This is a genomic window from Burkholderia catarinensis, from assembly GCF_001883705.2.
Lineage (GTDB): Bacteria > Pseudomonadota > Gammaproteobacteria > Burkholderiales > Burkholderiaceae > Burkholderia > Burkholderia catarinensis.
The window spans coordinates 78,918-102,465 of record NZ_MDEQ02000013.1 but is presented as its reverse complement, the minus strand read 5'-3'; the positions used below and the strand labels follow the sequence as shown (position 1 = coordinate 102,465).

The following is a 23,548-nucleotide window of genomic DNA, read 5'->3' as shown; positions in this document are numbered from 1 at the left end:
GGAAACGGCCTGCCGTGCGGATGTATCAGAACCCCTTCCAATAGTCGACGAATCCTTCCTTGTAGTGGAACCACGTGGTCTGGAGTTCGCGATTGATTGACGCGACTGTTTCACCGACATGGGAGCCCTTGTCGCGCAGCAGAACCCAGCATTTGGCCTGAGGGCAATAGAGAGACGACGCGTAACCCCATTGCTCCATCAGGATGTTCATGCTCCGGTTGGTGTGAAACGCGGTGTGCACGGGCGGCCGGAGGTAGAACCACTCGGGATCGTTCGGCACGCGCTCGCACACCACGGTGTGGATGATCAGCGCGCCGTCGTGATCGACCATGTCGTTGACGGCATCCAGATCGCTGCGATGCAGCACGTGCTCGAACATGGCCGAATTGATCACGGTCTTGTAACGACCCAGGCTGGACGGATCGATATATCGTCCCGAATGGTCGTCCTGAACGTAAAGATCGAAGATCGGCAGCTCGATACCGTAGTATTTGGCCATGATCCTGCTCAACGTGCCGTATCCTGCGGCGTAATCGACCATGCTGTCCAGACTAATCAGGCCGTTTTTTCCGAGCAGCGCCAGCATCATGGCCTGTTCGGCGTACGGCGGTTGATTGCCTTTCGCTTCGTTGTCCGGATTCTCGATGTAGTGGTGAAACTGCCGGTTCAATTCACCCCATTGGTCTTCCGGCAGCGCCCGGTGCGTTTCGGATTGCACGAAGCCGCAATGCCTGCACTTGCGATAGTCGACCGTGCCGATTGATTTCATGAAGTCGGAAAACGGCGGTTCGGTATACGTCTTCGAGAAGTAGTAGTCGCTTTCGGCGTCGCAAATCATGCATTTCATCTTGGTCACGATCTCTTTCTGCTGATTCATACGATATGCGGCAGTCCGCCGGGTGTCGCTGGCGCACGCACTACAGCGGGCGTTCGAGCAAGATTGCATTCGGCCGCACGTCGGCCGGCACGAAGCCCAATCGCGCGTAGAAATCGCGGGCGCCGGGGTTGTCCGGATGTACTTCGAGGCGGCATCGCGTGAAGCCTCGCGCACGGGCGAGTTCGAAGGTCCTGGCGAGCAGGCGCTCTCCAAGACCGGTGCGACGATGCGTCGGCGAGACCAGGATCAGGGTCACGTACAACGTCAGCGTTGCGTAGTCGTTACAGTAGAACGCGACGAAACCGTGGCAACTGCCGTGCTCGCCGTCCGCGACGAACTCGGCACGCGCCGCCAGCTTGTCGAGGTAGGCGGGTAGCGCGCTGCGGATGAAGTTTGCGTTCCGCTCCTGTTCCTGCTCGATCAGGTCGCGTATCTCATTGAAGGCGACGGCACCAGACATGCGGGGTGGCGACGGAGCCAGATCGCCGGCCGCTGGCGACGTCACGCGTCCTCCGTGACGATCCTCGCGATCCGTTCGACGTCTTCATCGCGCAGCGCCGGGTAGATCGGCAGGCACAGCACACGCTCGGATGCGTGCGCGGCGACCGGCAGCAGTGACTTGTGCGCGGACGGCAACCCGCGATACATCGGAAATTCCGAGATGAGCGGATAGAAATAGCGGCGCACGTAGATGTCATGTGCGCGCAGCTTGTGATAAAGCGCGTCGCGGCTAACCGGATATTCGCTGTCGACGAGGATGGGAAAGTACGAGTAGTTGTGCCGTACGCCGTTGCCGTGTTCGACGCATCGAATGCCGCGCACCCCGCCGAGCCGGTCGCGATACATGGCATCGATATGCGCACGGCGCGCGATCGCTGCATCGACGTGCTGAAGCTGCAGCAAGCCGAATGCCGCGTTGATCTCGCTCATCTTGCCGTTGATGCCGGGCGCAACGACCGTGACTTCGTCGACGAAGCCGAAATTCTTCAGGTGATCGATACGCTGCTTCGTTTTCGCATCGGGGCAGATGATCGCACCGCCTTCGAAGGTATTGAATACCTTGGTCGCGTGAAAACTCAGTACCGAGAGATCGCCATGCCGCAGCAGGCTGCCCGTCGGTGTGTGAACACCGAATGCATGTGCGGCGTCGTAGATCACGCGCAGGTTGTAGTTGTCCGCGATTTTCTGGATCGCGTCGACGTCGCACGGTCGACCATAGCAGTGCACCGGCATGATCGCACTGGTTTGCGGCGTGATGGCGGCTTCGATCTTCGCCGGGTCCAGATTCAGCGAATCGGGATCCACGTCGACGAACACGGGCTTGATGCCGTTCCACAGCAGCGAGTGTGCCGTTGCGACAAACGAATAAGGCGTCGTGATCACTTCGCCGGTGATCCGCATCGCCTGCAGCGCGGTGACGAGCGCGAGCGTACCGTTTGCGAAAAGCGACAGGTGAGGCACGTCGAGGTAATCGCACAGTGCCCGCTCGAACTGCTGGTGAAACGGGCCGCCGTTGGTGAGAACCCGGCTGTCCCAGATCTGCTGGAGGTACGGCATGAATTCGTCGAGCGGCGGCAGGTGCGGCTGCGTGACGTAGAGGCGCTCCGGCAGCAAGGAAGCGACCGATTCGGCCGGAAGGCTGGCTGTCATGATGTCCGGATCCCCTCTTGCGTAAGCGTACGGCGTGGTCGGTCAGGCAGACCGGATGACGGTGTCCGGCATGACGGGCTCGGCGTCGAACGATACAGGCGGTTCGCCGGCACACCAGCGCGCCCACATGGTGCGCCATGCAGCGGATAGACCGACTGCGACCGTCGCGGGCCGGAACGCAGCCGACGCCATGCAGCGTTCGCGCATGGATGCGCGTAAGGCACTCATTCGATCGAGGTCCTTCGTCAGCGCAAGCGCGCGGTCGACGAAATCGTTGGCATCGTTTGCGACGAACTGTTCTAGTCCAAGATGGCTTAGCCACGCTGCGCTGCCGCGGCTCGGCAGTCGGCGTCCGGAGATCGTCACGGTTGGCACGCCCATCCACAGCGCATTGAGCGTCGTGGTCGAGCCGGCGTACGGAAACGTGTCGAGGCACAGGTCGATTTGGTGATGCTGCTGAAGATAGACGGAGGTGCGAGCGCGCGGTCGGAACGCGAGTCGTTGCGGGTCGATTCCCTCACCGGAGAACCAGTCGACGAAGGTGCGTTGATCCTGCTCCTGTCCGATTGCTCCGATCACCATTCGCGAGTGCGGGTCGGCACGCAGCACCCTGGCCCAAAGCGCAATGACTTCCGGACGCAGCTTGTTCAGGCGGTTGAAACTGCCGTAGGTGACATGTCCGGCGTGCAGCGCCGGCAATATGTTGACCGGCGGGCAATTCGGCGGCGGTGAGAACGGTGCGATTGCAGGCAGATGCACGAGTTTTTCGACGAACTGCGAGTCGAGCATGCCGGGCGGCGCGAAAAAACGATCGGTCAGGAAATAATCGATCGCGTTCAGGCCTGTCGTGCCCGGATAGCCGATCCAGGATGCCTGGACCGGCGCCGGTTTGCGGGCGAACGCGGGCAGGCGATTGCGGCCGGTATGGCCCGACAGATCGACCAGGATATCGATTCGATCGAGTCGGATCTTGTCGGCGAATGCGTTGTCGTCGAGCACGGTGACATCGGTCCACGTTTCGGCGCTTTCGCGCAACGTCGCCGTGACGTCGTCCTCCATCAGGTGATTCGAATAGAAGTGCAGCGACAAGCCCGGATCATCCGCCAGATGGCGGACGACAGGGGAGAGATACGAGGCGACTGCATGATTGAACAGGTCGCCGGAGACGAGGCCCACGCGCAGTTTGCGGTCGGGATTCTTCGTATTCGCGTGTGGTGCCGTCTTGATGCGTGCCTCATGCAGTCTTGCGAACGCGCGATGCTCGCGCAGAACTGTCTCGTCGTCGATGGAATCGTCGTGAATCAGGCAGAACAGCAGGCTGCTGTGCGTGATGCTGTCCATCGGGGTGATTTCGACGGCGCGCCGGAACCATTTAATCGCTTCGAGCGATGCACCTTGGTCGAGCAGCAGAAAACCAAGGGCGGAGTGCATCGATGCGACCTGCGGCGCCAATTCGGTCGCGCGGCGACACGCCGCGATCGCTTCGTCGTGGCGACGCAGGCTATGCAGGGTGAGGCCGAGAATCCGGTGGCCTTCCGCGTTGTCAGGCTGGATGCTGATGATGTGGCGGCACTGTGCTTCTGCCTCCGTTGCACGGTCGGCCACACGCAGCGCCTCGGCCAGCAGCGTGCGCGTCATCGCGTCGTCCGGCTGGCGTTCGATCAATTGATACGCGGCATCGATCGTTTCGCGATATCGGCGATCGCGATACAGCGAGACGGTGAGCGCCCGCCAGCTTGCGGCGTCGGTCGGATACGCGGCGACGAGTTCGCGGGCGAGCGCGATCGCGTCGGCGTTGCGTCCCTTGTTGAACAGCGCCGTGTGCGCTTGCAGTTTGCGCGGCGGCACCCGATGAAGAATCGGGCGACCGGCCGCCGGAGTGGCGGGCGCTGCGTCGTTGGCAGGCGGTGTCGCCAGCGCTATGTCGATCGTCGCCGGTGCGGGCGCGGCCGGCGCGGTCGGGAGCATAACCGACGGTGCGGCCATCTGCGCAATCAGGCCGTCGAGTGCGGGGCCGTGCACGCCGCGTTGCTGCGCTATCTCGACTGCAATCCACGCGGCCGGAGTCTGGTCGCTGTGGAACAACGCATTGATGTAGCCGACCCAGTAGTGTCCGTTGTGCGGACTCGTTCCGAGCGCAATCTCGAAGTGCGGAACGGCCGAACCTGGATCGCCGGTGTCGACTTTCAGAACCGCGAGGTTGTAATTCGCATCACCGTGTTCGGGCCGTGCGCCAAGTATCGCTTCATACAACGCCTTCGCATCGTCGATTGCACCGGCGTGGTGGCGCTCGATTGCGTTTTGCAGCACCAGCGCAATATCGTGCTCAAGTTGCTGCTCGGGCGTCTGCGCTGCAATGGATGAATCGGACGAAGGCATGGCGATGGTCACGGGGAATCGATCGCTATCATTATCTGCAGGGTTGCCGTGAACCGATGCACCGAGATGATGCCAAAAGCCGCGTCAGTTTGATTGATGAGCGCGTCCACGGCAGGTCGCCGCGAGCCGACGACGTACCGACCGCAAAAAAAACGCCCGCACAAGGCGGGCGGAGGCGAACGAGCACGCCCTCACATCAGCGCGTAGTTCTTGTTGTCGGGTTGGCGCGCGCGGCCTGGCGCGGCGCCGGATGCGGCTTATCGGCTCGCGACGCTCTGGTACTGGCCGACGGCCTGTACGCGGCCCATCGCGGCCTGGTATTCGTCGGTCAGCGCCTGCTGCGCGCGTTGCGCGTCGGCGAAGATGCGGTCGTTGCTGGTCTGCATGCGGCGGATCGCGGCGATGCCGGCGGGCGGCTGGTCGGCCGCGAGCAACGTGACGAGCGTCCCGCGCGCGTCGACGAGGCGCGCCGCTTCGATCCAGTCGGCCATCGCGGCCGCGTGTTCGATTGCATCGGTGAGCGCGTCGAGTTGCGCGATCAGTTCGGTTTGCTCCATCGTGGCTCTCCTGTCCGGCTGGCGGTCAGCCCTTGTTGTTCGACATCGCGCCGGCGCTGTTCGCGCCGCCGAAGAGCTGCGTCAGGTACTGCGAGTTGCTGTTCATCGTCGCCATCAGCGTATTGAGCGCGGTGAATTGCGCCTGGTACTGGCTGGTCAGCTGCGCCGAGTAGTTCGACAGGGTCGTCTGCTGCTGCGCGACGCTCTTCAGGTCGTTGCTGAGCGCCGTCGTGCGTGCGGCGATCAGCCCGTTCGTTTTCGTGTAGTTCGTGATGTTCGTCGTCAACTGCTCGCCGAGCCCGGTCGTCGAGTTGAACAGCGATGCGACGCCCGTCGGATTGTTCTGCAGTGCGCCGTTAAGCGCCGTGTTGTCGACCTGCAGTGTGCCGTCGGCCTGCAGCGTGACACCGATCGACGCGAGGTTGACCGTAGAGCCGTTGCCGTTCACGCCGCTCGCGACGATCGACGCGAGCGCGTTCTTGACCGTGTTCAGCGTCGAGTCGCCGAGCAGCGGGCCTTGCGACGACGCGCCGGACGTGAAGCTCGACAGCGAGCCCATCGTCGTGACGAGCGTGTTGTAGAGCGTCGCGAAGTTGTTGATCGCGGCGGCCTGGGATTTCGTGTCGGTGGTGACCGTCAGCGTTTGCGGTTGCGTCGCGTTGACGGCGGCGGTGGTCAGGTTCAGCGTGACGCCGGTGATTGCGCTCGTCACGGTGTTGCTCGCGCTCGTGCCGGCGATGCCGTTGATCGTGTACGCGGCGTCCTGGGCGACCGTGCTTTGCTTCCAGGCGGCGGCGCCGTTCGCGGACGTAAAGGTCGACTGGCCGCCCGTCGTGCTGGCCGTTGACGTGACGCCAAGGCTGGACAGGCCGTTGTCGCCGGCCACATTGCTGAGCGCGACGCTGATCGTGTTCGCCGCGCCGGTCGGTGTCGAGCTGAGTACGAGGTGCGCGCCGTCGGTGCCGTTGACGACCGATGCGACGATGCCAGGGTTGCCGGTCGTGTTGTTGATCGCCGCGGCGATGCCGGACAGCGTGTTGTTTGCGCCGTTCACGTCGACCGTGAACGACTTGCTGCCGAGCGACAGCGTCATCGTGCCGGTGCCGAGCGCCGTCGACGAACCGAACGCGGCCGACGACAGCGACTGCGACGTCGCGATCTGCGTGACGCCGACCGAATAGCTGCCGGCCACGGCCCCGGCACCCGCGGTTGCGGTCAGGCCCGTGCCGCTCGCGGTCGCGGTGAAGGTGCTTTGCAGCGAGCCGTTCGACAGCGTCGTGAGGCCGGCCTGGAGGGCGCTCAGCGCGGCCGACAGTGCGCCGTACGCGGAAATCTGGGTGTTGTCGCTGGTCTGCTGCGCGTTGAGCGCGGCGGTCTGACCGGCGGTTTTCGCATTGACGAGCGCCTTCACGAGCGAGTTGACGTCCATCGACGAGTTGCCGGTCGAACCGCTGATGATCGATTGGGCAGCCTGCTGCAGCTGGCTGTTGGCCGAGGCGTTGGCGGAATTGACGGCGGAATTGATCGTCGACATCGTGTTGCTCCGTGCGGCGGATGATCCGTGGAATTCGGGAAGAAGACCTGGCCGCGGGGCAAGGCCCCGCGTGCCAAGTGCTTGCGGCCGGGCCGCGCGTTACGCGGGGCCCGGCCGTGGGTTGCTACGCGATTACTGCAGGAGCTTCAGGACCTGCTGCGGCAGCGAGTTCGCCTGTGCGAGCACCGAGATGCCTGCTTGCTGCAGCACCTGGTTCTTCGACATGTTCGCGGTTTCCTGTGCGAAGTTCGCGTCGGTGATCTGCGACTGTGCCGACGACAGGTCGGTCGATTCAGCTTGCTGCGACGTGGCGATTGCCGTGAAGCGGTTTTGCGCCGCGCCCAGTTGTGCCTGAACGTTGTTCACCGTTTGCAGCGCGTTGTCGATCGACACCATCGCGACGTTCGCACCGCTGACGGTGCTGATGTCGAGGCCCGACACGGTCTTCGGCGTGTTGACAGCGTTGATCTGGGCGATCGCGTTGTTGATTGCCGTGAGTTGAGCGGAGGTCGTGCTGGCGCCGGTTGCGGCGCTCTGCAGCGCCAGTGCGCCGACTTGCGTGCCCGTGCCGGCCGTTGCGTTGGCGCCGAACACTGCTTGCGCGACCGTCGCCGTGATGCTTTGGCCGTTCTGGTCAGAGAACGAATAGCCGCCCTTGCCGTCGGAAATCACGTTGATCGCGGAGATCGTCGCGGTGGCCGACGTATACGCGCCAGCTGCGTCGAGATTCAGGCCCGTCACCGTGCCAACCGTCTGACCCTTCTGCACCAGACCACCGCCGATCTTGGCAGCCGACATGCTTTGGCTCAGGTCCAGCGAAATCGTCTGGCCGACGTTCGCGCCGACCTGGAACGACACGATGCCTGCCGAGCCGTCGAGAATGTTCGTGCCGTTGTACGTCGTTTGCGACGCGACACGGTTCACTTCCTGGATCTGCTGCGCGACTTCCTGTTGCAGTGCTGCCTGGTCGGTCGAGGACATCGTGCCCGTCGACGCCTGGACGGCCAGCTGGCGGATACGCTGCAGGCTGTTCGTCAGCGACGACAGTGCGCTCGATGCCGTTTGAATCATCGACACGCCGTCGTTCGAGTTCGACACGCCTTGGTTCAGACCATTGATCTGCGTCTGCATCCGGGTCGAGATCGCGAGGCCTGCTGCGTCGTCCGCTGCGCTGTTGATGCGCTTGCCCGACGACAGGCGCGTGATTGCCTGCGACAGGGCGTTTTGCGAGCCGCTGAGGTTCTGCTGTGCAACCAGCGAGTTGATGTTGCTGTTAATTCCGAGCATTGAAAATCTCCTGTTTAAGCCGAAAGCCCTGGAAAGCCGTTTTGGCGTCGGCGGAAGCACTCGTTCATTGCTGGCCGCCTCAGAGCAGGATTTCGGCGTACCAAAACAAAACTTGAGGGGCGCGTTGAGATTCGGCCCGATTTTTTATCCTTCTTTGTCATTTCGGACGGACCCCGGCGTGACGCCGGGTTATCGGGGACAGATATCGGTCCGACCACGCAGTCGTGCGCCTGTGCACACGCAATCGACAAAAGGATGGTTTTGTCTGTGATTCCCTGCTATGATGGCGGGCTGAATTGAGATTTCTGCACGCCTTCGCCGTTTTCGGCATGTTTGCTGGCAGTCAAACGCGGCGCTGCACGCGGCTGTGAAGCGTACTCGCGGTGCTTTCCGCCTCTCTTTTCCGGCCTCCGAGGCCGTATTTCCGCTCGTTTCGCCTGTTTGTGGGGACGCTCGGATGGCCGGTGCGTGGCGCTTGGCCGCTACGTTTTTGACCGTTTAAGCAATTTAGGAACGACATGACGACGATTCTTCTGAAAGAAAACGAGCCGTTCGAAGTGGCGATTCGCCGCTTTCGCCGTGCTATCGAAAAAAATGGCCTGATCGCTGAACTGCGCGAACGCCAGTCCTACGAAAAGCCGACCGCAGTCCGCAAGCGCAAGAAGGCAGCAGCCGTCAAGCGCCTGCACAAGCGCCTGCGCAGCCAGATGCTGCCGAAGAAGCTCCACTAAGAGCGTCTTACGGTTCGCCGCGAAACGGCGGAGCGTGCTTCGAAAGAAGCCGCTCCGCCGTTTTGCTTTTGGGGGCCGGGAAAGGCGAGCCGCCGCGTCGCGGTGAGCACGCTCGGCATCGTCATCGCGATGCTAAGCGTGACGGGGATCTACATCGGGTTGAAGAAGCGCCGCGCGTGCGTGCGGGCTGCGCGGTCGGTCGTGCCGGCGCCGGCGCGCGCCGTGCGGTAGCGGACGGCCGGTGGCGGACGGCGGTGGAGGACCGCGGTGGCGCCGCGGGGCAAAGGATGGGCGGCCAGCAGGTGCCGTGCCGCGCCGTCAGCCCGCCTTGAGCCGGCGCGCCGGCTGCTTGCCGCCGAGCGCCGCGCATGGCGCGTGGCACGGGCAGGTGACCTCGTGATCGTTGACCATGCCGGTCGCCTGCATCAGCGCGTAGCAGATCGTCGAGCCGACGAACTTGCAGCCGTACGCCTTCAACGCCTTGCTGAGCGCGTCGGACTGCTCGGTCGACGCGGGCGCGTCGCGGTACGACGGCCACGCGTTCTGGATCGGCGTGTTGCCGACGAACGACCACAGGAACGCGGCGAGCGACCCGTGTTCTTCGCGGATGCGCTGCACGGCGCGCGCGTTGGTGACCGCCGATTCGACCTTTGCGCGATTGCGCACGATGCCGGGGTTCTCCAGCAGCTTCTCAATGCGCTTCGGCGTGAAGCGCGCAACGGCGTCGACATCGAAATCCGCGAATGCGTCGCGATAGCCCGCGCGCTTGTTCAGGATCGTCGACCACGACAGCCCCGCCTGCGCGCCTTCCAGGATCAGCATTTCGAACAGGTGGCGATCGTCATGCGACGGCACGCCCCACTCGGTATCGTGATAGTGAGCGTCCGCTTCAGTCTTCACCCAGTTGCACCGCTGCGACATCGTCTGCCTCGTTTTCAGTGTCGATTCGATCGCGCCAGCATAGCGGAAGCGCTTTTCGCGGGATAGCAGGCCGAACGGCAGATGGGCGCGCGGGGCCGATCCGGTTAAGCTTGGCGCCTGTTCGAATCAGCGGGATGAAGGCATGGCGGCACTACTTTTTGCGATCGGCATCGACGGCGGCGGCACGGGCACGCGCGCGGTGCTGGCCGACCGGCACGGGCGCGAGCTCGCGCAGGGGCGCGGCGGCCCGTCGGGGCTCGGTCTCGGCATCGAGCGCGCATGGGCGTCGATCGGCGCGGCCTGCGCGGACGCGTTCACGCAGGCCGGCTTCGCGTTCGACTGGTCGCAGTGCGCGCTCGGCTGCGGGCTCGCGGGCGTCAACAATGCGGCGTGGCTCGCCGCGTTCCGTGCGCAGGCGCCGCTCGGCGCGCTCGCGATCGAGAGCGATGCGTATACCACCGTCGTCGGCGCGCACGGCGGCGCGCCGGGGCTCATCGTCGCGCTCGGCACCGGCAGCATCGCAGCGGCGCTCGATGCGGCCGGCGCGTGCCGGATCGCGGGCGGCTTCGGTTTTCCATCCGGCGACGAGGCGAGCGGCGCGTGGCTCGGCGTGCGTGCGCTCGCCTATGCGCAACAGGCGCTCGACGGCCGCGTGCCGCGCGATGCATTCGCCGATGCGCTGCTTGCGGAAACGGGGGCGCAGGATCGCGACGCGCTCGTCCAGTGGTCGTGCGATGCGAACCAGACGATCTACGCACGTCTCGCGCCGATCGTGTTCGCACATCGCATGCATCCGGTCGCGGGCGCGCTGATCGCGCAGGCCGGCGACGAGATCGGCAAGATGATCGATGCGCTCGATCCGCAGCAGGCACTGCCGGTCGCGCTGTGCGGCGGGTTGGCGGACGCACTCGCGCCGGCCGTGCCGGCGCGTCACGCCGCGCGGCTGCGCGCGCCGCTCGACGATTCGGCGCACGGCGCGCTGCGGCTCGCGCTGCAGGCGTTGCGGGCGGCGGAAGGCGGCTGAAGTTGGAGTAAGGCGGGGTTGATGGCGCGTTGAAGCAGCACCGAAGGCGGCGGTCGACCGGGAACCATCCGGCGCGCAACCGGGCACGACGTTAAAATGGCCGTTCCGCAGAGCCCTGAGCGCCATCCTTCCGTCCCATGTACAAAGTCATCGCCACCGATCTCGACGGTACCCTGCTGAACAGCGACCACCAGCTCGATCCGTATACGATCGACACCGTCCGCCGGCTCGACCGCGACGGCCTGCAGTTCGTGATCGCCACGGGGCGCCATTACGCGGACGTCGCCGGCATTCGCGACGTGCTCGGCATCCGGCCGTACCTGATCACGTCGAACGGCGCGCGCGTGCATGCGCCGGACGACACGACGATCCACGCGCAGGACATCGATCCCGCGATCGTCCGCGGCCTCGTGCAGCCGGACGTCGTCGGCACGCACGGCCGCGTGATCGTCAACCTGTTCACCGACCAGGGCTGGCTGATCGACCGCGATGCGCCGCACCTGCTGGAATTCCACCAGGATTCGGGCTTCCGGTACGACGTGATCGACATGGCCGCGCACGACGGCGCGGCTATCGCGAAGGTGCTGTACATCGGCGAGCCGGCCGATCTGGCGGTGCTCGCCGAACAGATGCGCGTGCGCTTCGGCGATGCGTTATACGTCACGTACTCGCTGCCCGACTGTCTCGAAGTGATGACCGCGAACGTGTCGAAGGGCCGCGCGCTGCGCACGGTGCTCGCGCGGCTCGGCGTCGACACCGGCCACTGCATCGCGTTTGGCGACAACATGAACGATATCGACCTGCTCGAAACCGCCGGTCACGCGTTCATGATGAACAACGCGAACCCCGACCTGATGGCGCAGCTGCCGCACATCCCGCGGATCGGCAACAACTTCGACGCGGGTGTCGCCCGCCACCTGCGCACGCTGTTCTCGCTCGAGGACAACGTCGCCGCTTCCTGAGCGCCCAGCCCGAGCGCCCAGCCCGAGCGCACTTCCCGAGCGCACTTCCCGAGCGGAAATGAAAAACGGGCGCCCTGGGGCGCCCGTCGAAATTGCCTGCCTCGATATTCTTGGACAGCGTGAGGCTCGCTGCTCTGCTCGCATAACCCCGTAGTGTTTTATTCGCTTGTGCGAGCTGATGACGGCAGCAGGTCGACGGCGTTGTCACGCCCCGCGACCAGCGGGTAGATGATCCCGGCGAGCGCCGCGCCGATGACCGGTGCAATCCAGAACAGCCAGAGCTGGCCGATCGCGTCGCCGCCCACGAACAGCGCGGGGCCGGTCGAGCGGGCCGGGTTCACCGACGTGTTGGTGACCGGAATCGAGATCAGGTGGATCAGCGTCAGGCACAGGCCGATCGCGATCGGCGCGAAGCCTGCCGGCGCGCGCTTGTCGGTGGCGCCGAGGATCACGAACAGGAAGAAGCCCGTCATCACGACTTCGCAGATGAACGCCGCGCCGAGCGAGTAGTGGCCGGGCGAGCGGTCGCCGAAGCCGTTCGTCGCAAAGCCGCTGCCGACGACGTCGAAGCCCGGCTTGCCGGTCGCGATCAGGTACAGCACGAATGCGCCGAGCGTCGCGCCGACCACCTGCGCGACGATGTACGGCACGAGGTCGCGTGCCGGGAAGCGGCCGGCGACCGTCAGGCCGACGCTCACCGCCGGATTCAGGTGGCAACCCGAAATGTGGCCGATTGCGAATGCCATCGTCAGCACGGTCAGGCCGAAGGCAAGTGCGACGCCGGCAAAGCCGATGCCGAGGCCCGGAAAGGCGGCGGCCAGCACGGCGCTTCCGCACCCGCCGAGCACCAGCCAGAACGTGCCGAATGCCTCTGCAGCGAGACGCTGAGAAAGATTCATGTAAGGACCTTGTTCAAGTAGGTTGAAGACAACCGGACGACACGACGGATTTATTCCGCCGCCCGGAATTGGTCTGGATTATAGGAAATGAATCGGGTCCGGGAGGGTCAACGATTGTTAAATTTGAATGGCTGACGAATGCCTTTTATTAGAATAAGTCCGCATTCTCGATATAGTCGAATTGGTTAAAGATGACAGCATTTATTTCGAAGGGTAGGGCGGCAGTGCGGATGGCGTAACGGATGTTGGTGTCCCGGCCGGATTCGCCGGGGCCGCATCATCGAAAAGGGGAGTCAAAAAATGTCTCAATACGCGAAACTCAAGGCGCAGATCGCCGATCTGCAGGCCCAGGCGGACGATGTGCGCCGCCAGGAAGTGGCGACGGTGATTGCGGAAGTCCAGCAAAAGATTGCCGAATATGGGCTGACTGCCCAGGATCTGGGCTTCGCGGAGCGAGCGAAGCGCGGGCGCCCGCCGAAAAAGGCGCCGCTGCCGCCGAAATACCGCGATCCGAAGTCGGGCGCAACCTGGAGTGGCCGTGGCAAGCCGCCGAACTGGATCGTCGGGAAAAACCGCGATCGTTTCCTGATCGAATGATCGACAGCCAAAAAGAAAGAGCCGCATCGACGATGCGGCTCTTTTGTTTTGCGCGCCGATTTCGGCGCGAATTTTACGGAATATTTCCGCGTGGATTTCCGCGTCAGGCGCCTGCGACCCGGCGCAATGCCGGTTGCCTGGTCGCCGTGCAAAGCGATTCGTAAGTTTCGACATAACGCTGCGCCATCGCCTTCGAGCTGAAACGCGTGTCGAAACGTTCGCGGATTGCGGTGCGCGACAGGCTGTCGATCCGGTGCAGCGCGCCGACCGCGCCCTGCACGTCCTCGACGATGAAGCCGGTCACGCCGTCCTCGATCACTTCCGGCACCGAGCCGCGGTTGAACGCGACGACCGGCGTGCCGCAGGCCATCGCCTCGATCATCACGAGGCCGAACGGCTCCGGCCAGTCGATCGGGAACAGCAGCGCCTTCGCGCCGGACAGGAACGCGGGTTTCTGCGCCTCGTTGATCTCGCCGATGAATTCGACATGGGCCTCGCCGAGCAGCGGCTCGATCACTTCCTTGAAATAGTCGGCGTCGGCCTTGTCGACCTTCGCGGCGATCTTCAGCGGCAGCCCGCTTTGCGCGGCGATCCGGATCGCGGTGTCGACGCGCTTTTCAGGGCAGATCCGGCCGAGGAACGCGAGGTATTCGGGTTTCACGCCCGGCTGCGGCGTGAGCAGCGTGTCGGGCAGCCCGTGATACACGGTGCCGGCCCACGCGGCCTGCGGCAGCGGCTTGCGCTGGTTGTTCGAGATCGACACGACCGGCGCGTCCGGGAACGCGTCGAACACCGGCTGCAGCTCCGGCAGGTCGAGGCGGCCGTGCAGCGTCGTCACGTACGGCGTGTCGAGGCGCGACATCAGCGGGAACGGCAGGTAGTCGAGGTGGAAGTGCAGCACGTCGAATTCGTGCGCGACACGGGCAACCTGCTCGAGGAGCCGCATATGGGGCGCCATCGAATCGCGGATCGACGGGTCGAGCCGCAGCGCGCGCGGCCAGGCCGCCTCGAGACGGGCCGACGTGACGGAGTCGCCGCTGGCGAACAGCGTCACGTCGTGGCCGAGTTCGACGAGCGCCTCGGTGAGGTAGGACACGACACGCTCGGTGCCGCCGTAGAGTTTCGGCGGGACGGCTTCGTAAAGCGGCGCGATCTGGGCAATTCGCATGGGTGTTCTCCGGTGTCGATCCGCGTGGGCGCCTTGGTGCCGATACGGATCCCATACTGGGTTGCGGAACTCGCCGACGCACGCGGTTGGCGGTACGTGGCCGGGCCCTGGGCGGGGTGCGCGGGGCGCCGGACGGCAAGCTGCGGGGCGGGCCGGCACGGCTCGCGCCGCCGCCCATTGGAGTCCATTATCGATATCGCACTGAGGGGTTCGAGTGTTTTTTCAAACACTTAAGGCTTGTTACACGATGAAATACGCGAAAACCCCGAGAAAAAGGGTGCGGAAACAAAAATGGAGGTAGACGCAACTATTGTTGCGCTATCGTGAAAAACCACTATAATTTTTACCGATCCGATTGCCGGCAGCCCTGCCGGCAAGCCTTTCGCCACCGCGCGGCGGCCATCGGTCCCATCGCAGCCGAATTCGCGTTGCAACCCGCTTTTCCAATTGGCCCCTTTCAATTCGCCTTGTCGGAAAAATTCCTACACGGTTTACAGACAAATCCTGCGCGGCATACGCCACTTCGCTGATACCGACATAAATGCCGTTTGGCCAAAATTCGCCCTGTAAGACTATAAACGAGCCGACCGAGCGCCAAGAGCGCCCCGATCGAGCAAACGTTGTCATAACACGAATGGCCAAAGCAAAGCTCTTTAACGGGGGAATCATGGGCGCTACCAGCGAAATGCTCAGTGAGATCAAAGAGGTCAACCTGTCGTACCTCCTCCTCGCGCAACGACTGCTGCGGGAAGACAAGGCGATGGGCATGTTCCGCATGGGCGTTTCCCAGGAACTGGCCGACGTGCTCGCGAACCTCACGCTCGCACAGACCGTGAAGCTCGCCGCGTCGAACCAGATGCTGTGCCGCTTCCGCTTCGATGATCACGCGCTGCTGTCGTCGCTTGCCGACAAAGGCCGCAGCGATGTCGTCGCGCACGCCCACTCGGCCATCCTGATGGCCGGGCAGCAGGTCGAAGGCGTCCGCTGATCCATCCCGCCTTGCGTTTGTCCCGGCGTGCCGCGCCGGCCGGCAGCGTATTGGCCACCCATCCGAACCACGTCAAGCGGACAGTTTTCACCATGGCAAGCAAAAGCGTCGTGATCGAGGTGAAGGAAATCACCCTCGCCATCGAACTGATCGAACTGGGCGCCCGGCTGCAATTGCTGGAAGCGGAGACGAGCCTGTCGCGGGACCGTCTGATCAAGCTGTACAAGGAACTGAAGGGCGTGTCGCCGCCGAAGGGGATGCTGCCGTTCTCGACCGACTGGTTCATGACGTGGCAGCCGAACATCCACTCGTCGCTGTTCTACAACATCTACCGGTTCATGCAGGATCATGGCCGTTGCGAGCCGATCCAGTCGATCGTGAAGGCGTACCGGCTCTATCAGGAGCACGTGAACCTGTCCGGCGACGAGGCCGCGCTGAGCCTCACGCGCGCCTGGACGCTCGTGCGCTTCTTCGATTCGGGGATGCTGCAGATGACCCCGTGCACGCGCTGCGGCGGTCACTTCGTCGCGCATGCGCATGATCCGCATCAAGGTTTCGTCTGCGGCCTGTGCCAGCCGCCGTCGCGCGCGGGCAAGACGCGCAAGGCCGCCGCCGCGCGCGCCGAACTGGCCGCCGCAGCCGCCTGAGCGCCGGGCCGGGCAGGGCCGGGCGGGGCGCGAGCGGCCGCTTCGGGCCGCGCGAATCGTCTGCGAATTGCTGGTAAACACCGTCGGGCCGCCGCCGGGCGGCCGCGAAAGTTTTCCTGCCGACTGCCGTAAACCTGTTTAACGGCGGTCTCCCCGCCGGTCTTTCGTGAGGGACAGGCAGTGCTGATTATCGTGGGAACACTCGTGACGATGTTGTCCGTCTTCGGCGGTTATGCGCTGGCAGGCGGGCATCTGGCCGCATTGATCCAGCCCGTCGAGATCCTGATGATCGTCGGCGCCGGTGTCGGCGCATTCATCCTCGGCAACGGCGGCAAGACCATCAAGGCGACGGTGCGCGTGCTGCCGACGCTCTTCAAGGGCTCGAAATACACGAAGGATCTCTATATGGAGCTGATGGCGCTCCTGTACGTGCTGCTCGCGAAGGCACGCAAGGAAGGCACGCTGACGCTCGAGGCCGACATCGACGATCCGGAAAAGAGCCCGATCTTCACGCAATACCCGAAGATCCTCGCCGATCGCCACATCGTCGAATTCCTGACCGACTACCTGCGCCTGATGGTGGGCGGCAACATGAACGCGTTCGAGATCGAGAGCCTGATGGACGAGGAGATCGAGACGCACCACGCGGAAGGCGAAGGCCCCGCGCACGCGCTGATGCGCGTCGGCGACGCGATGCCGGCGTTCGGCATCGTCGCGGCCGTGATGGGCGTCGTGCACACGATGGCGTCCGCCGACAAGCCGCCCGCGGTGCTCGGCGCGATGATCGCGCAGGCGCTGGTCGGCACGTTCCTCGGGATCCTGCTGTCGTACGGGCTGATCGGGCCGCTCGCGAGCCTCGCGGAGCAGCGCGTCGCCGAGTCGACGAAGATGTTCCAGTGCATCAAGGTGACGATCCTCGCGACGCTGAACGGCTATGCGCCGGCGATTGCCGTCGAGTTCGGCCGCAAGGTGCTGTTCTCGACCGAGCGGCCGTCGTTTTCCGAGCTCGAAGAGCATGTGCGCCGCGTGAAGGCGAAGTGACGCGGAGCATCCCATGAGCAAAAGCAAGGATCGCGCAATCGTCGTCAAGCGGGTGGCCCCGGCGAAGAAGGGCCACCACGGCGGCGCATGGAAGCTCGCGTATGCGGACTTCATGACCGCGATGATGGCGTTCTTCCTGCTGATGTGGCTGCTGAGCTCGGTCACGCCGGTCCAGTTGAAGGGGATCGCCGAATACTTCAACACGCCGCTGAAGGCCGCGCTGTTCGGCAGCGGCGACCGCAATTCGCAGGACTCCAGCATCATCAACGGCGGCGGCCGCGACCTGTCGAGCGTCGACGCCGGCACGCTGCGCCGCACCGACGGCACGACGTCGCTCGCCGATCGCGTCGCGAAGCCGGTCGACGAGCATGCGCAAGCGCAGGCGCAGGGTGCGCTGGAGCGGCTCGAGCAGGCGCGCCTGCACGACCTGCAGATCAAGCTGATGGCCGCGATCGAGGCCAACCCGACGCTGCGCCAGTTCAAGCAGCAGATCCGCATCGATTCGACGCTGATGGGGCTGCGCATCGAGATCGTCGATACGCAGAAGCGGCCGATGTTCGCGATGTCGAGCGACCACGTCGAGCCGTACATGCGCGACATCCTGCGCGAGATCGGCAAGACGCTGAACGACGTGCCGAACCGGATCATCGTCCAGGGCCACACCGACGCCGTGCCGTACGCGGGCGGCGAGGGCGGCTACAGCAACTGGGAGCTGTCGGCCGACCGCGCGAACGCATCGCGCCGCGAGCTGATCTCCGGCGGCATGGACGAGGCGAAAGTGCTGCGCGTGCTCGGCCTCGCGTCGACGCAGAACCTGAACAAGGCCGACCCGCTCGATCCGGAAAACCGCCGGATCAGCGTGATCGTGCTGAACCGCAAATCCGAAGAAGCGCTGATGCGCGACGACGCGACGGCCACGACGCTGTCGGCCGACGCGGCGGGCTCGAAGCTGCTTGCGCAGCAGCTCGGCGGCCCGTCGCCGGCCGCGCGTCCGATAGTCGCGAGCGCCGTCGCCGTGGCGCCGAAACCCTGACGTTTCCCAGATTCCGAGACAGACATGATCCGAACCATTCTCGCCATCGACGACTCCGCGACCATGCGTGCGCTGCTGCAGGCAACGCTTGCGCAGGCCGGCTACGACGTGACGGTGGCGCCGGACGGCGAAGCCGGCTTCGACATGGCCGCGACCGCGCCGTACGACCTGGTGCTGACCGACCAGAACATGCCGCGCAAGAGCGGGCTCGAGGTGATCGCCGCGCTGCGCAAGCTGACCGCCTATACAGACACGCCGATCCTCGTGCTGACGACCGAGGGCAGCGATGCTTTCAAGAACGCCGCACGCGACGCGGGCGCGACGGGCTGGATCGAGAAGCCGATCGACCCGGCCGTGCTGGTCGACCTGGTCGCGACGCTGTCCGAGCCGGCCGCCTCCTGACATGAACGCGACGAATCCAACCGGTGACCGGGCATGACTCTCGATATCACTCAGTTCTACCAGACATTTTTCGACGAAGCGGACGAGCTGCTCGCGCAGATGGAGCAGTTGCTGCTGAACCTCGACGTCGGTTCGCCCGACCCCGAGGATCTGGCCGCGATCTTCCGCGCCGCGCATTCGATCAAGGGCGGCGCGGCGACGTTCGGCTTTTCCGCGCTGACGGATACGACGCACATCCTCGAATCGCTTCTCGACCGCGCGCGCAACCATGAGCTGACGCTGACCAAGGAAATGGTCGACGCGTTCCTCGAGACCAAGGACGTGCTGTCCGACCAGCTCGTCGACTACCGGGCGAGCGCCGAACCGGACGCGGCGGCTGCCGCGACGATCTGCGCGAAGCTCGAACGGCTGAAGGCCGAGAGCGCCGCGGGCGCGCCGGCAGCGGCGGCTGCGCCTGCGCCCGCGGCGCCGGTCGCTGCCGCGGTCGTCGCCGTCGCACCGGCCGTGGAGCCCGCCGCCGGCGGCGATCGCGCGCCCGATCACGTGGTCGAGCAGGCCGTCGCGGCCGCGCATCCGGCGGCCGACGCAGGCGTTGGCGGCCCGCACCTGAAGATCACGCTCGTGGGCGTGGACGCGAAGGACCAGGCGCTGCTCACCGAGGAACTCGGCAACCTCGGCCGGATCGCCGGCCGCGAGGAAGCGGGCGCCGACCTGACGCTGTGGCTCGAATCGGACGTGCCGTCCGACGATATCGTCGCCGTGTGCTGCTTCGTGATCGACGAAAGCCAGATCCGCATCGCGCACGGCACGGCGCCGGCCGCGCAAGCTGCGCCGGCCGTCGCGGAACCGGCTGCCGAACCGGCCGCCGCCGCACAACCCGCGCGCGTCGAGGTGTTCGCCCCGCCGGCCGTCGCGCCGCAACCGGCCGCACCGGCGCCCGCTCCCGCCGAGCCGGTCGCCGCCGCGCAGCCGCAGCAGCAACCGCAGCAACCGCAGCAGCCGCAGGCCGAACCCGCGACACAGGCCGCCGCGCATCACGACGACAAGCGCGCGCGCCCGGCCGCCGCGGCCGCATCGGGCGCCGAAGGCAGCTCGATCCGCGTCGGCGTCGAGAAGGTCGACCAGCTGATCAACCTGGTCGGCGAGCTCGTGATCACGCAGGCGATGCTCGCGGAGACGGCGACCGCGTTCGATCCGGCGCTGCACGATCGCCTGTTCAACGGGATGGCGCAGCTCGAGCGCAACGCGCGCGACCTGCAGGAAGCCGTGATGTCGATCCGCATGATGCCGATGGACTACGTTTTCAGCCGCTTCCCGCGCCTCGTGCGCGACCTCGCCGGCAAGCTCGGCAAGCAGGTCGAGCTCGTCACGTTCGGCCAGGCGACCGAGCTCGACAAGAGCCTGATCGAGCGGATCATCGATCCGCTCACGCACCTCGTGCGCAACAGCCTCGACCACGGGATCGAAACCGTCGACAAGCGCGTCGCCGCCGGCAAGGACGCGGTCGGCCAGCTGGTGCTGTCGGCCGCGCATCACGGCGGCAACATCGTGATCGAGGTGAGCGACGACGGCGCGGGCCTGAACCGCGAGCGAATCCTCGCGAAGGCCGCGAAACAGGGCATGCCGGTGTCCGACAACATCAGCGACGAAGATGTGTGGAACCTGATCTTCGCGCCGGGCTTCTCGACCGCCGAGACGGTGACCGACGTGTCGGGCCGCGGCGTCGGGATGGACGTCGTGAAGCGCAACATCCAGTCGATGGGCGGCCACGTCGAGATCACGTCGCTGGCCGGCCGCGGCACGACCACGCGGATCGTGCTGCCGCTGACGCTCGCGATCCTCGACGGGATGTCGGTGAAGGTCGGCAACGAGATCTTCATCCTGCCGCTGAACTTCGTGATGGAGTCGCTGCAGCCGTCGAACGACGATATCTACACGGTCGGCAACGGCGAGCGCGTGGTGCGGGTGCGCGGCGAATACCTGCCGCTGGTCGCGCTGCACGAGGTGTTCTCGGTCGAGGACGCGCGCACCGACCCGACCCAGGGGATCGTCACGATCATGGAAACCGAGGGGCGCCGCTTCGCGATGCTGATCGACGAGCTGGTCGGCCAGCAGCAGGTGGTCGTGAAGAACCTCGAAACCAACTACCGCAAGGTGCACGGCATCTCGGCGGCGACCATTCTCGGCGACGGCAGCGTCGCGCTGATCGTCGACGTCGCGGCGCTGAACCGCGAAACCCGTGCGATGCACGGCGCCCGTGCCGGCGCCGAGCTCGCGATGTTCTGACTCTCGCCATTCAACTGATTGGGGGCAAACGTGTCTGCTGAAGTCCAAATGATCAATCCGGCCGCGGCGAACGCGGCAACGAGCCGCCGCGACGCGGCGCAGGGCGATGCGGCGGGGCAGGAATTCCTCGTGTTCACGCTCGGTGACGAGGAATACGGGATCGACATCCTGAAGGTGCAGGAAATCCGCGGTTACGACAGCGTCACGCGCATCGCGAACGCGCCGGAATTCATCAAGGGCGTGATCAACCTGCGCGGGATCATCGTGCCGATCGTCGACATGCGGATCAAGTTCCATCTCGGCCGCGTCGAGTACGACCACCAGACCGTCGTGATCATCCTGAACATCGCGCATCGCGTGGTCGGGATGGTGGTCGACGGCGTGTCGGACGTGCTGACGCTGCAGACCGACCAGATCATGCCGGCGCCGGAATTCGGCGCGACGCTGACGACCGAGTACCTGACGGGCCTCGGCACGGTCGACGGCCGGATGCTGATCCTGATGGACATCGAGAAGCTGATGTCGAGCCGTGAAATGGCGCTGATCGAGACGCTCGGCGGATAAGCGCGCCGCGCGCGCAGGAATTTCGGGAGAATCTGCAATGTTGCATAACTGGTCGATCCGCACGACGCTCACGGCGGTCGGACTCATCCTCGTGGCCCTCGCCGCGGCCGTCGGCGGGCTCGGCCTCTACGCGCTCAATCACGCGAGCCGCGCGCTCGACGAGATCGCGCACGTCGACCTGCCGGCGATCCATACGCTCGACGACACGTCGTCGTACCTGCTGCGCGCGCGCCTGTCGCTCGACCGCTTCCGTTCGCTGACGGAAGCCGGCAACACGGCCGACGCCGGCAAGGTGCTCGACCGTGGGCTGGAGCTGTACGCGAAGTCGAACCAGAACTGGCAGGCGTTCCAGTCGATGCCGAAGCTCGGCGTCGAGCAGGCGCTCGTCGACGAGCTCACCGCACGCTACACGACGATCGTGAAGGAAGGCGTCGAGCCCGAATTCGCGGCCGCGCGTGCGGGCGACATGGCCGCGTACCGCGCGATCGCCGAGACCAAGATCAGCCCGTTGTTCGTCGCGTACGACCAGGCGGCAGCGGCCGTGGTCGCGTCGCTGCAGAAGCGCGCGGAAGAACGCCAGGCCGCCACGCAGTCGCGGATCTCGATGATGGTCGCGCTGATCGCGGCCGGCATCGCGATCGCGTTCGTCGTCGTGATCGCGATCCGCTTCGTGCTGCGCGGGCTGATCGTGAAGCCGATCGAGGATGCGATCGAGCACTTCGAGCGCATCGCCGGCGGCGATCTCACGCAACCGGTGAACGTGTTCAGCACGAACGAGATCGGCCGCCTGTTCGGCGGCATCAAGCGGATGCAGGACGCCGTCACGACGATGGTGCAGGCCGTGCATCGCGGCACCGAGTCGATCGACGTCGGCGCGCGCGAGATCGCGACCGGCAACATCGACCTGTCGCAGCGCACCGAGGAGCAGGCCGCGTCGCTGCAGGAAACCGCGTCGAGCATGGAGCAGCTGACCGGCACCGTGCGGCAGAACGCGGAGAACGCGCGGCAGGCGAGCCAGCTCGCGGTGAACGCGTCGGACATCGCGACGCAGGGCGGCGAGGTGGTCGGCCAGGTCGTGTCGACGATGCAGGACATCGCGGCGAGCTCGGGCAAGGTCGTCGACATCATCGGCACGATCGAGGGCATCGCGTTCCAGACCAACATCCTCGCGCTGAATGCGGCCGTCGAAGCCGCGCGGGCCGGCGAGCAGGGCCGCGGCTTCGCGGTGGTCGCGGGCGAGGTGCGCTCGCTCGCGCAGCGCAGCGCGAGCGCCGCGAAGGAAATCAAGCAGTTGATCGGCGATTCGGCCGGAAAGGTCGACAGCGGGTCGGCGCTCGTCGCGCGCGCGGGCTCGACGATGGACGAGATCGTGCAGGCCGTGCGCCGCGTGACCGACATCATGGGCGAGATCAGCGCCGCGTCGGAAGAGCAGTCGACCGGCATCGAGCAGGTCAATCGCGCGGTCGGCCAGATGGATTCGGTCACGCAGCAGAACGCGGCGCTCGTCGAGCAGGCCGCGGCCGCGGCCGCGTCGCTCGAGGAGCAGACGCGCCAGATGAAGGCGATCGTGTCGGGCTGGCGCGTGGCGGGCGGCATCGTGCTCGCGCCGGCGCGCGGCGTCGTGCGGCCGGTCGCGCATGAACCGGCGCTGCCGTCGGCGCCGCGTCACGACGCGGCGCCGGTCGCCGCGCTGCCGGCACCGCCGGCCGCCGCGCAACCGGCACGGCGCGCCGCGCCGGCGTCGCGTGCTGTCGCGTCGGCTGCCTCGGGCGCGGGCCACGAACCGAAGCGCGCGGCCGATGCCGGCGCGCGTGCGCGGAAGGACGCGCCGGCTTCCCGCGGCGACGCCGCGGGCGGCTACGGACCGCGTCTCGCGAAGACGGCCGCACCGGCGGACAAGCCGGCCGCGAAGCCCGCGCTCGTGCGCCCGGCGCTGAACGGCGAGAAGCCGGCGCTGGCCGCGGCCGGCACGTCCGACGACGACTGGGAGACCTTCTAAAC

Annotated in this window: 22 protein-coding genes and 1 pseudogene; 13 read left to right on the top strand and 10 right to left on the bottom strand. The window is 65.5% G+C overall.

From position 1 onward, the window contains the following. Positions 1-25: 25 nt before the first annotated feature. The 7 genes from BFF94_RS21645 to BFF94_RS21615 form a co-directional block, all read right to left on the bottom strand. On the bottom strand, positions 26-877 hold the full coding sequence (locus BFF94_RS21645; protein WP_246637384.1) for a class I SAM-dependent methyltransferase: 852 nt from the start codon (positions 875-877) through the stop codon (positions 26-28). 40 nt (positions 878-917) lie between these two features. Continuing rightward, a complete protein-coding gene (locus BFF94_RS21640; protein ID WP_246637383.1) occupies positions 918-1,382 on the bottom strand; it encodes a GNAT family N-acetyltransferase in 465 nt (154 codons plus the stop codon). Then, positions 1,379-2,527 carry a DegT/DnrJ/EryC1/StrS family aminotransferase gene (locus BFF94_RS21635; protein WP_128850563.1) on the bottom strand — a complete coding sequence of 383 codons (1,149 nt, stop codon included), beginning with the start codon at positions 2,525-2,527 and terminating at the stop codon, positions 1,379-1,381. Before BFF94_RS21635 ends, BFF94_RS21640 begins: the two co-directional genes overlap by 4 nt. Before the next feature lie 42 nt (positions 2,528-2,569). Further along, on the bottom strand, positions 2,570-4,906 hold the full coding sequence (locus BFF94_RS21630; RefSeq protein ID WP_128850579.1) for an O-linked N-acetylglucosamine transferase family protein: 2,337 nt from the start codon (positions 4,904-4,906) through the stop codon (positions 2,570-2,572). A 257-nt stretch (positions 4,907-5,163) separates the two neighbouring features. Beyond that, entirely contained in the window at positions 5,164-5,463 is a 300-nt protein-coding gene (locus BFF94_RS21625; RefSeq protein ID WP_128850561.1) for a flagellar protein FliT, read from the bottom strand. Positions 5,464-5,488: 25 nt separating this feature from the next. Further along, positions 5,489-6,997, bottom strand: coding sequence for a flagellar filament capping protein FliD (gene fliD, locus BFF94_RS21620; protein WP_128850559.1), 1,509 nt, complete (start codon positions 6,995-6,997; stop codon positions 5,489-5,491). A gap of 132 nt (positions 6,998-7,129) precedes the next feature. Beyond that, complete coding sequence (locus tag BFF94_RS21615; RefSeq protein ID WP_128850557.1) at positions 7,130-8,284, bottom strand: flagellin; 1,155 nt, start codon at positions 8,282-8,284, stop codon at positions 7,130-7,132. Positions 8,285-8,802: 518 nt separating this feature from the next. On the opposite strand from BFF94_RS21615, the gene rpsU reads away from it, so the two are divergent. Then, positions 8,803-9,015 carry a 30S ribosomal protein S21 gene (gene rpsU, locus BFF94_RS21610; protein WP_006401410.1) on the top strand — a complete coding sequence of 71 codons (213 nt, stop codon included), beginning with the start codon at positions 8,803-8,805 and terminating at the stop codon, positions 9,013-9,015. Between the two features lie 93 nt (positions 9,016-9,108). Further along, a pseudogene (locus BFF94_RS37975) lies at positions 9,109-9,246 on the top strand (PepSY domain-containing protein); the annotation flags it as partial. A gap of 87 nt (positions 9,247-9,333) precedes the next feature. Here the strand turns inward: BFF94_RS37975 and BFF94_RS21605 are convergent. After that, a complete protein-coding gene (locus BFF94_RS21605; protein ID WP_128850554.1) occupies positions 9,334-9,936 on the bottom strand; it encodes a DNA-3-methyladenine glycosylase I in 603 nt (200 codons plus the stop codon). Between the two features lie 142 nt (positions 9,937-10,078). Here BFF94_RS21605 and BFF94_RS21600 point away from each other — a divergent pair, with 142 nt between their 5' ends. Beyond that, complete coding sequence (locus BFF94_RS21600) at positions 10,079-10,960, top strand: glucosamine kinase nucleotide-binding domain-containing protein (protein ID WP_219139812.1); 882 nt, start codon at positions 10,079-10,081, stop codon at positions 10,958-10,960. A gap of 137 nt (positions 10,961-11,097) precedes the next feature. Then, the gene (locus BFF94_RS21595) at positions 11,098-11,922 is read left to right on the top strand and encodes a Cof-type HAD-IIB family hydrolase (RefSeq protein WP_128850552.1); all 825 of its coding nucleotides are present in this window, start codon (positions 11,098-11,100) and stop codon (positions 11,920-11,922) included. Positions 11,923-12,080: 158 nt separating this feature from the next. Here BFF94_RS21595 and aqpZ read toward each other — a convergent pair whose 3' ends face one another. Beyond that, entirely contained in the window at positions 12,081-12,821 is a 741-nt protein-coding gene (gene aqpZ / locus BFF94_RS21590) for an aquaporin Z (RefSeq protein ID WP_128850549.1), read from the bottom strand. 300 nt (positions 12,822-13,121) lie between these two features. Between aqpZ and BFF94_RS21585 the strand changes: the two genes are divergently transcribed. Then, positions 13,122-13,418, top strand: coding sequence for an H-NS histone family protein (locus BFF94_RS21585; RefSeq protein WP_128850547.1), 297 nt, complete (start codon positions 13,122-13,124; stop codon positions 13,416-13,418). A gap of 103 nt (positions 13,419-13,521) precedes the next feature. Here the strand turns inward: BFF94_RS21585 and BFF94_RS21580 are convergent, their stop codons facing one another. Beyond that, positions 13,522-14,586 carry a glycosyltransferase family 4 protein gene (locus tag BFF94_RS21580; RefSeq protein ID WP_128850545.1) on the bottom strand — a complete coding sequence of 355 codons (1,065 nt, stop codon included), beginning with the start codon at positions 14,584-14,586 and terminating at the stop codon, positions 13,522-13,524. Positions 14,587-15,253: 667 nt separating this feature from the next. Here BFF94_RS21580 and flhD point away from each other — a divergent pair. The 8 genes from flhD to BFF94_RS21540 all read left to right on the top strand — a co-directional run bounded on the left by flhD (position 15,254) and on the right by BFF94_RS21540 (position 23,546). Beyond that, positions 15,254-15,574, top strand: coding sequence for a flagellar transcriptional regulator FlhD (gene flhD / locus BFF94_RS21575; protein WP_281426172.1), 321 nt, complete (start codon positions 15,254-15,256; stop codon positions 15,572-15,574). A 92-nt stretch (positions 15,575-15,666) separates the two neighbouring features. After that, complete coding sequence (gene flhC, locus BFF94_RS21570; protein ID WP_011350591.1) at positions 15,667-16,221, top strand: flagellar transcriptional regulator FlhC; 555 nt, start codon at positions 15,667-15,669, stop codon at positions 16,219-16,221. A 180-nt stretch (positions 16,222-16,401) separates the two neighbouring features. After that, positions 16,402-17,262 carry a flagellar motor stator protein MotA gene (motA, locus tag BFF94_RS21565; RefSeq protein WP_128848324.1) on the top strand — a complete coding sequence of 287 codons (861 nt, stop codon included), beginning with the start codon at positions 16,402-16,404 and terminating at the stop codon, positions 17,260-17,262. Between the two features lie 13 nt (positions 17,263-17,275). Beyond that, positions 17,276-18,295 carry a flagellar motor protein MotB gene (gene motB, locus BFF94_RS21560; protein ID WP_219139811.1) on the top strand — a complete coding sequence of 340 codons (1,020 nt, stop codon included), beginning with the start codon at positions 17,276-17,278 and terminating at the stop codon, positions 18,293-18,295. Between the two features lie 24 nt (positions 18,296-18,319). After that, positions 18,320-18,697, top strand: coding sequence for a response regulator (locus tag BFF94_RS21555; RefSeq protein ID WP_128848326.1), 378 nt, complete (start codon positions 18,320-18,322; stop codon positions 18,695-18,697). A 33-nt stretch (positions 18,698-18,730) separates the two neighbouring features. Beyond that, a complete protein-coding gene (cheA, locus tag BFF94_RS21550) occupies positions 18,731-20,983 on the top strand; it encodes a chemotaxis protein CheA (protein WP_219139810.1) in 2,253 nt (750 codons plus the stop codon). 48 nt (positions 20,984-21,031) lie between these two features. Further along, positions 21,032-21,547, top strand: coding sequence for a chemotaxis protein CheW (gene cheW, locus BFF94_RS21545; RefSeq protein WP_128847990.1), 516 nt, complete (start codon positions 21,032-21,034; stop codon positions 21,545-21,547). A 37-nt stretch (positions 21,548-21,584) separates the two neighbouring features. Then, positions 21,585-23,546, top strand: coding sequence for a methyl-accepting chemotaxis protein (locus BFF94_RS21540; RefSeq protein WP_219139809.1), 1,962 nt, complete (start codon positions 21,585-21,587; stop codon positions 23,544-23,546). Positions 23,547-23,548 lie beyond the last annotated feature (2 nt).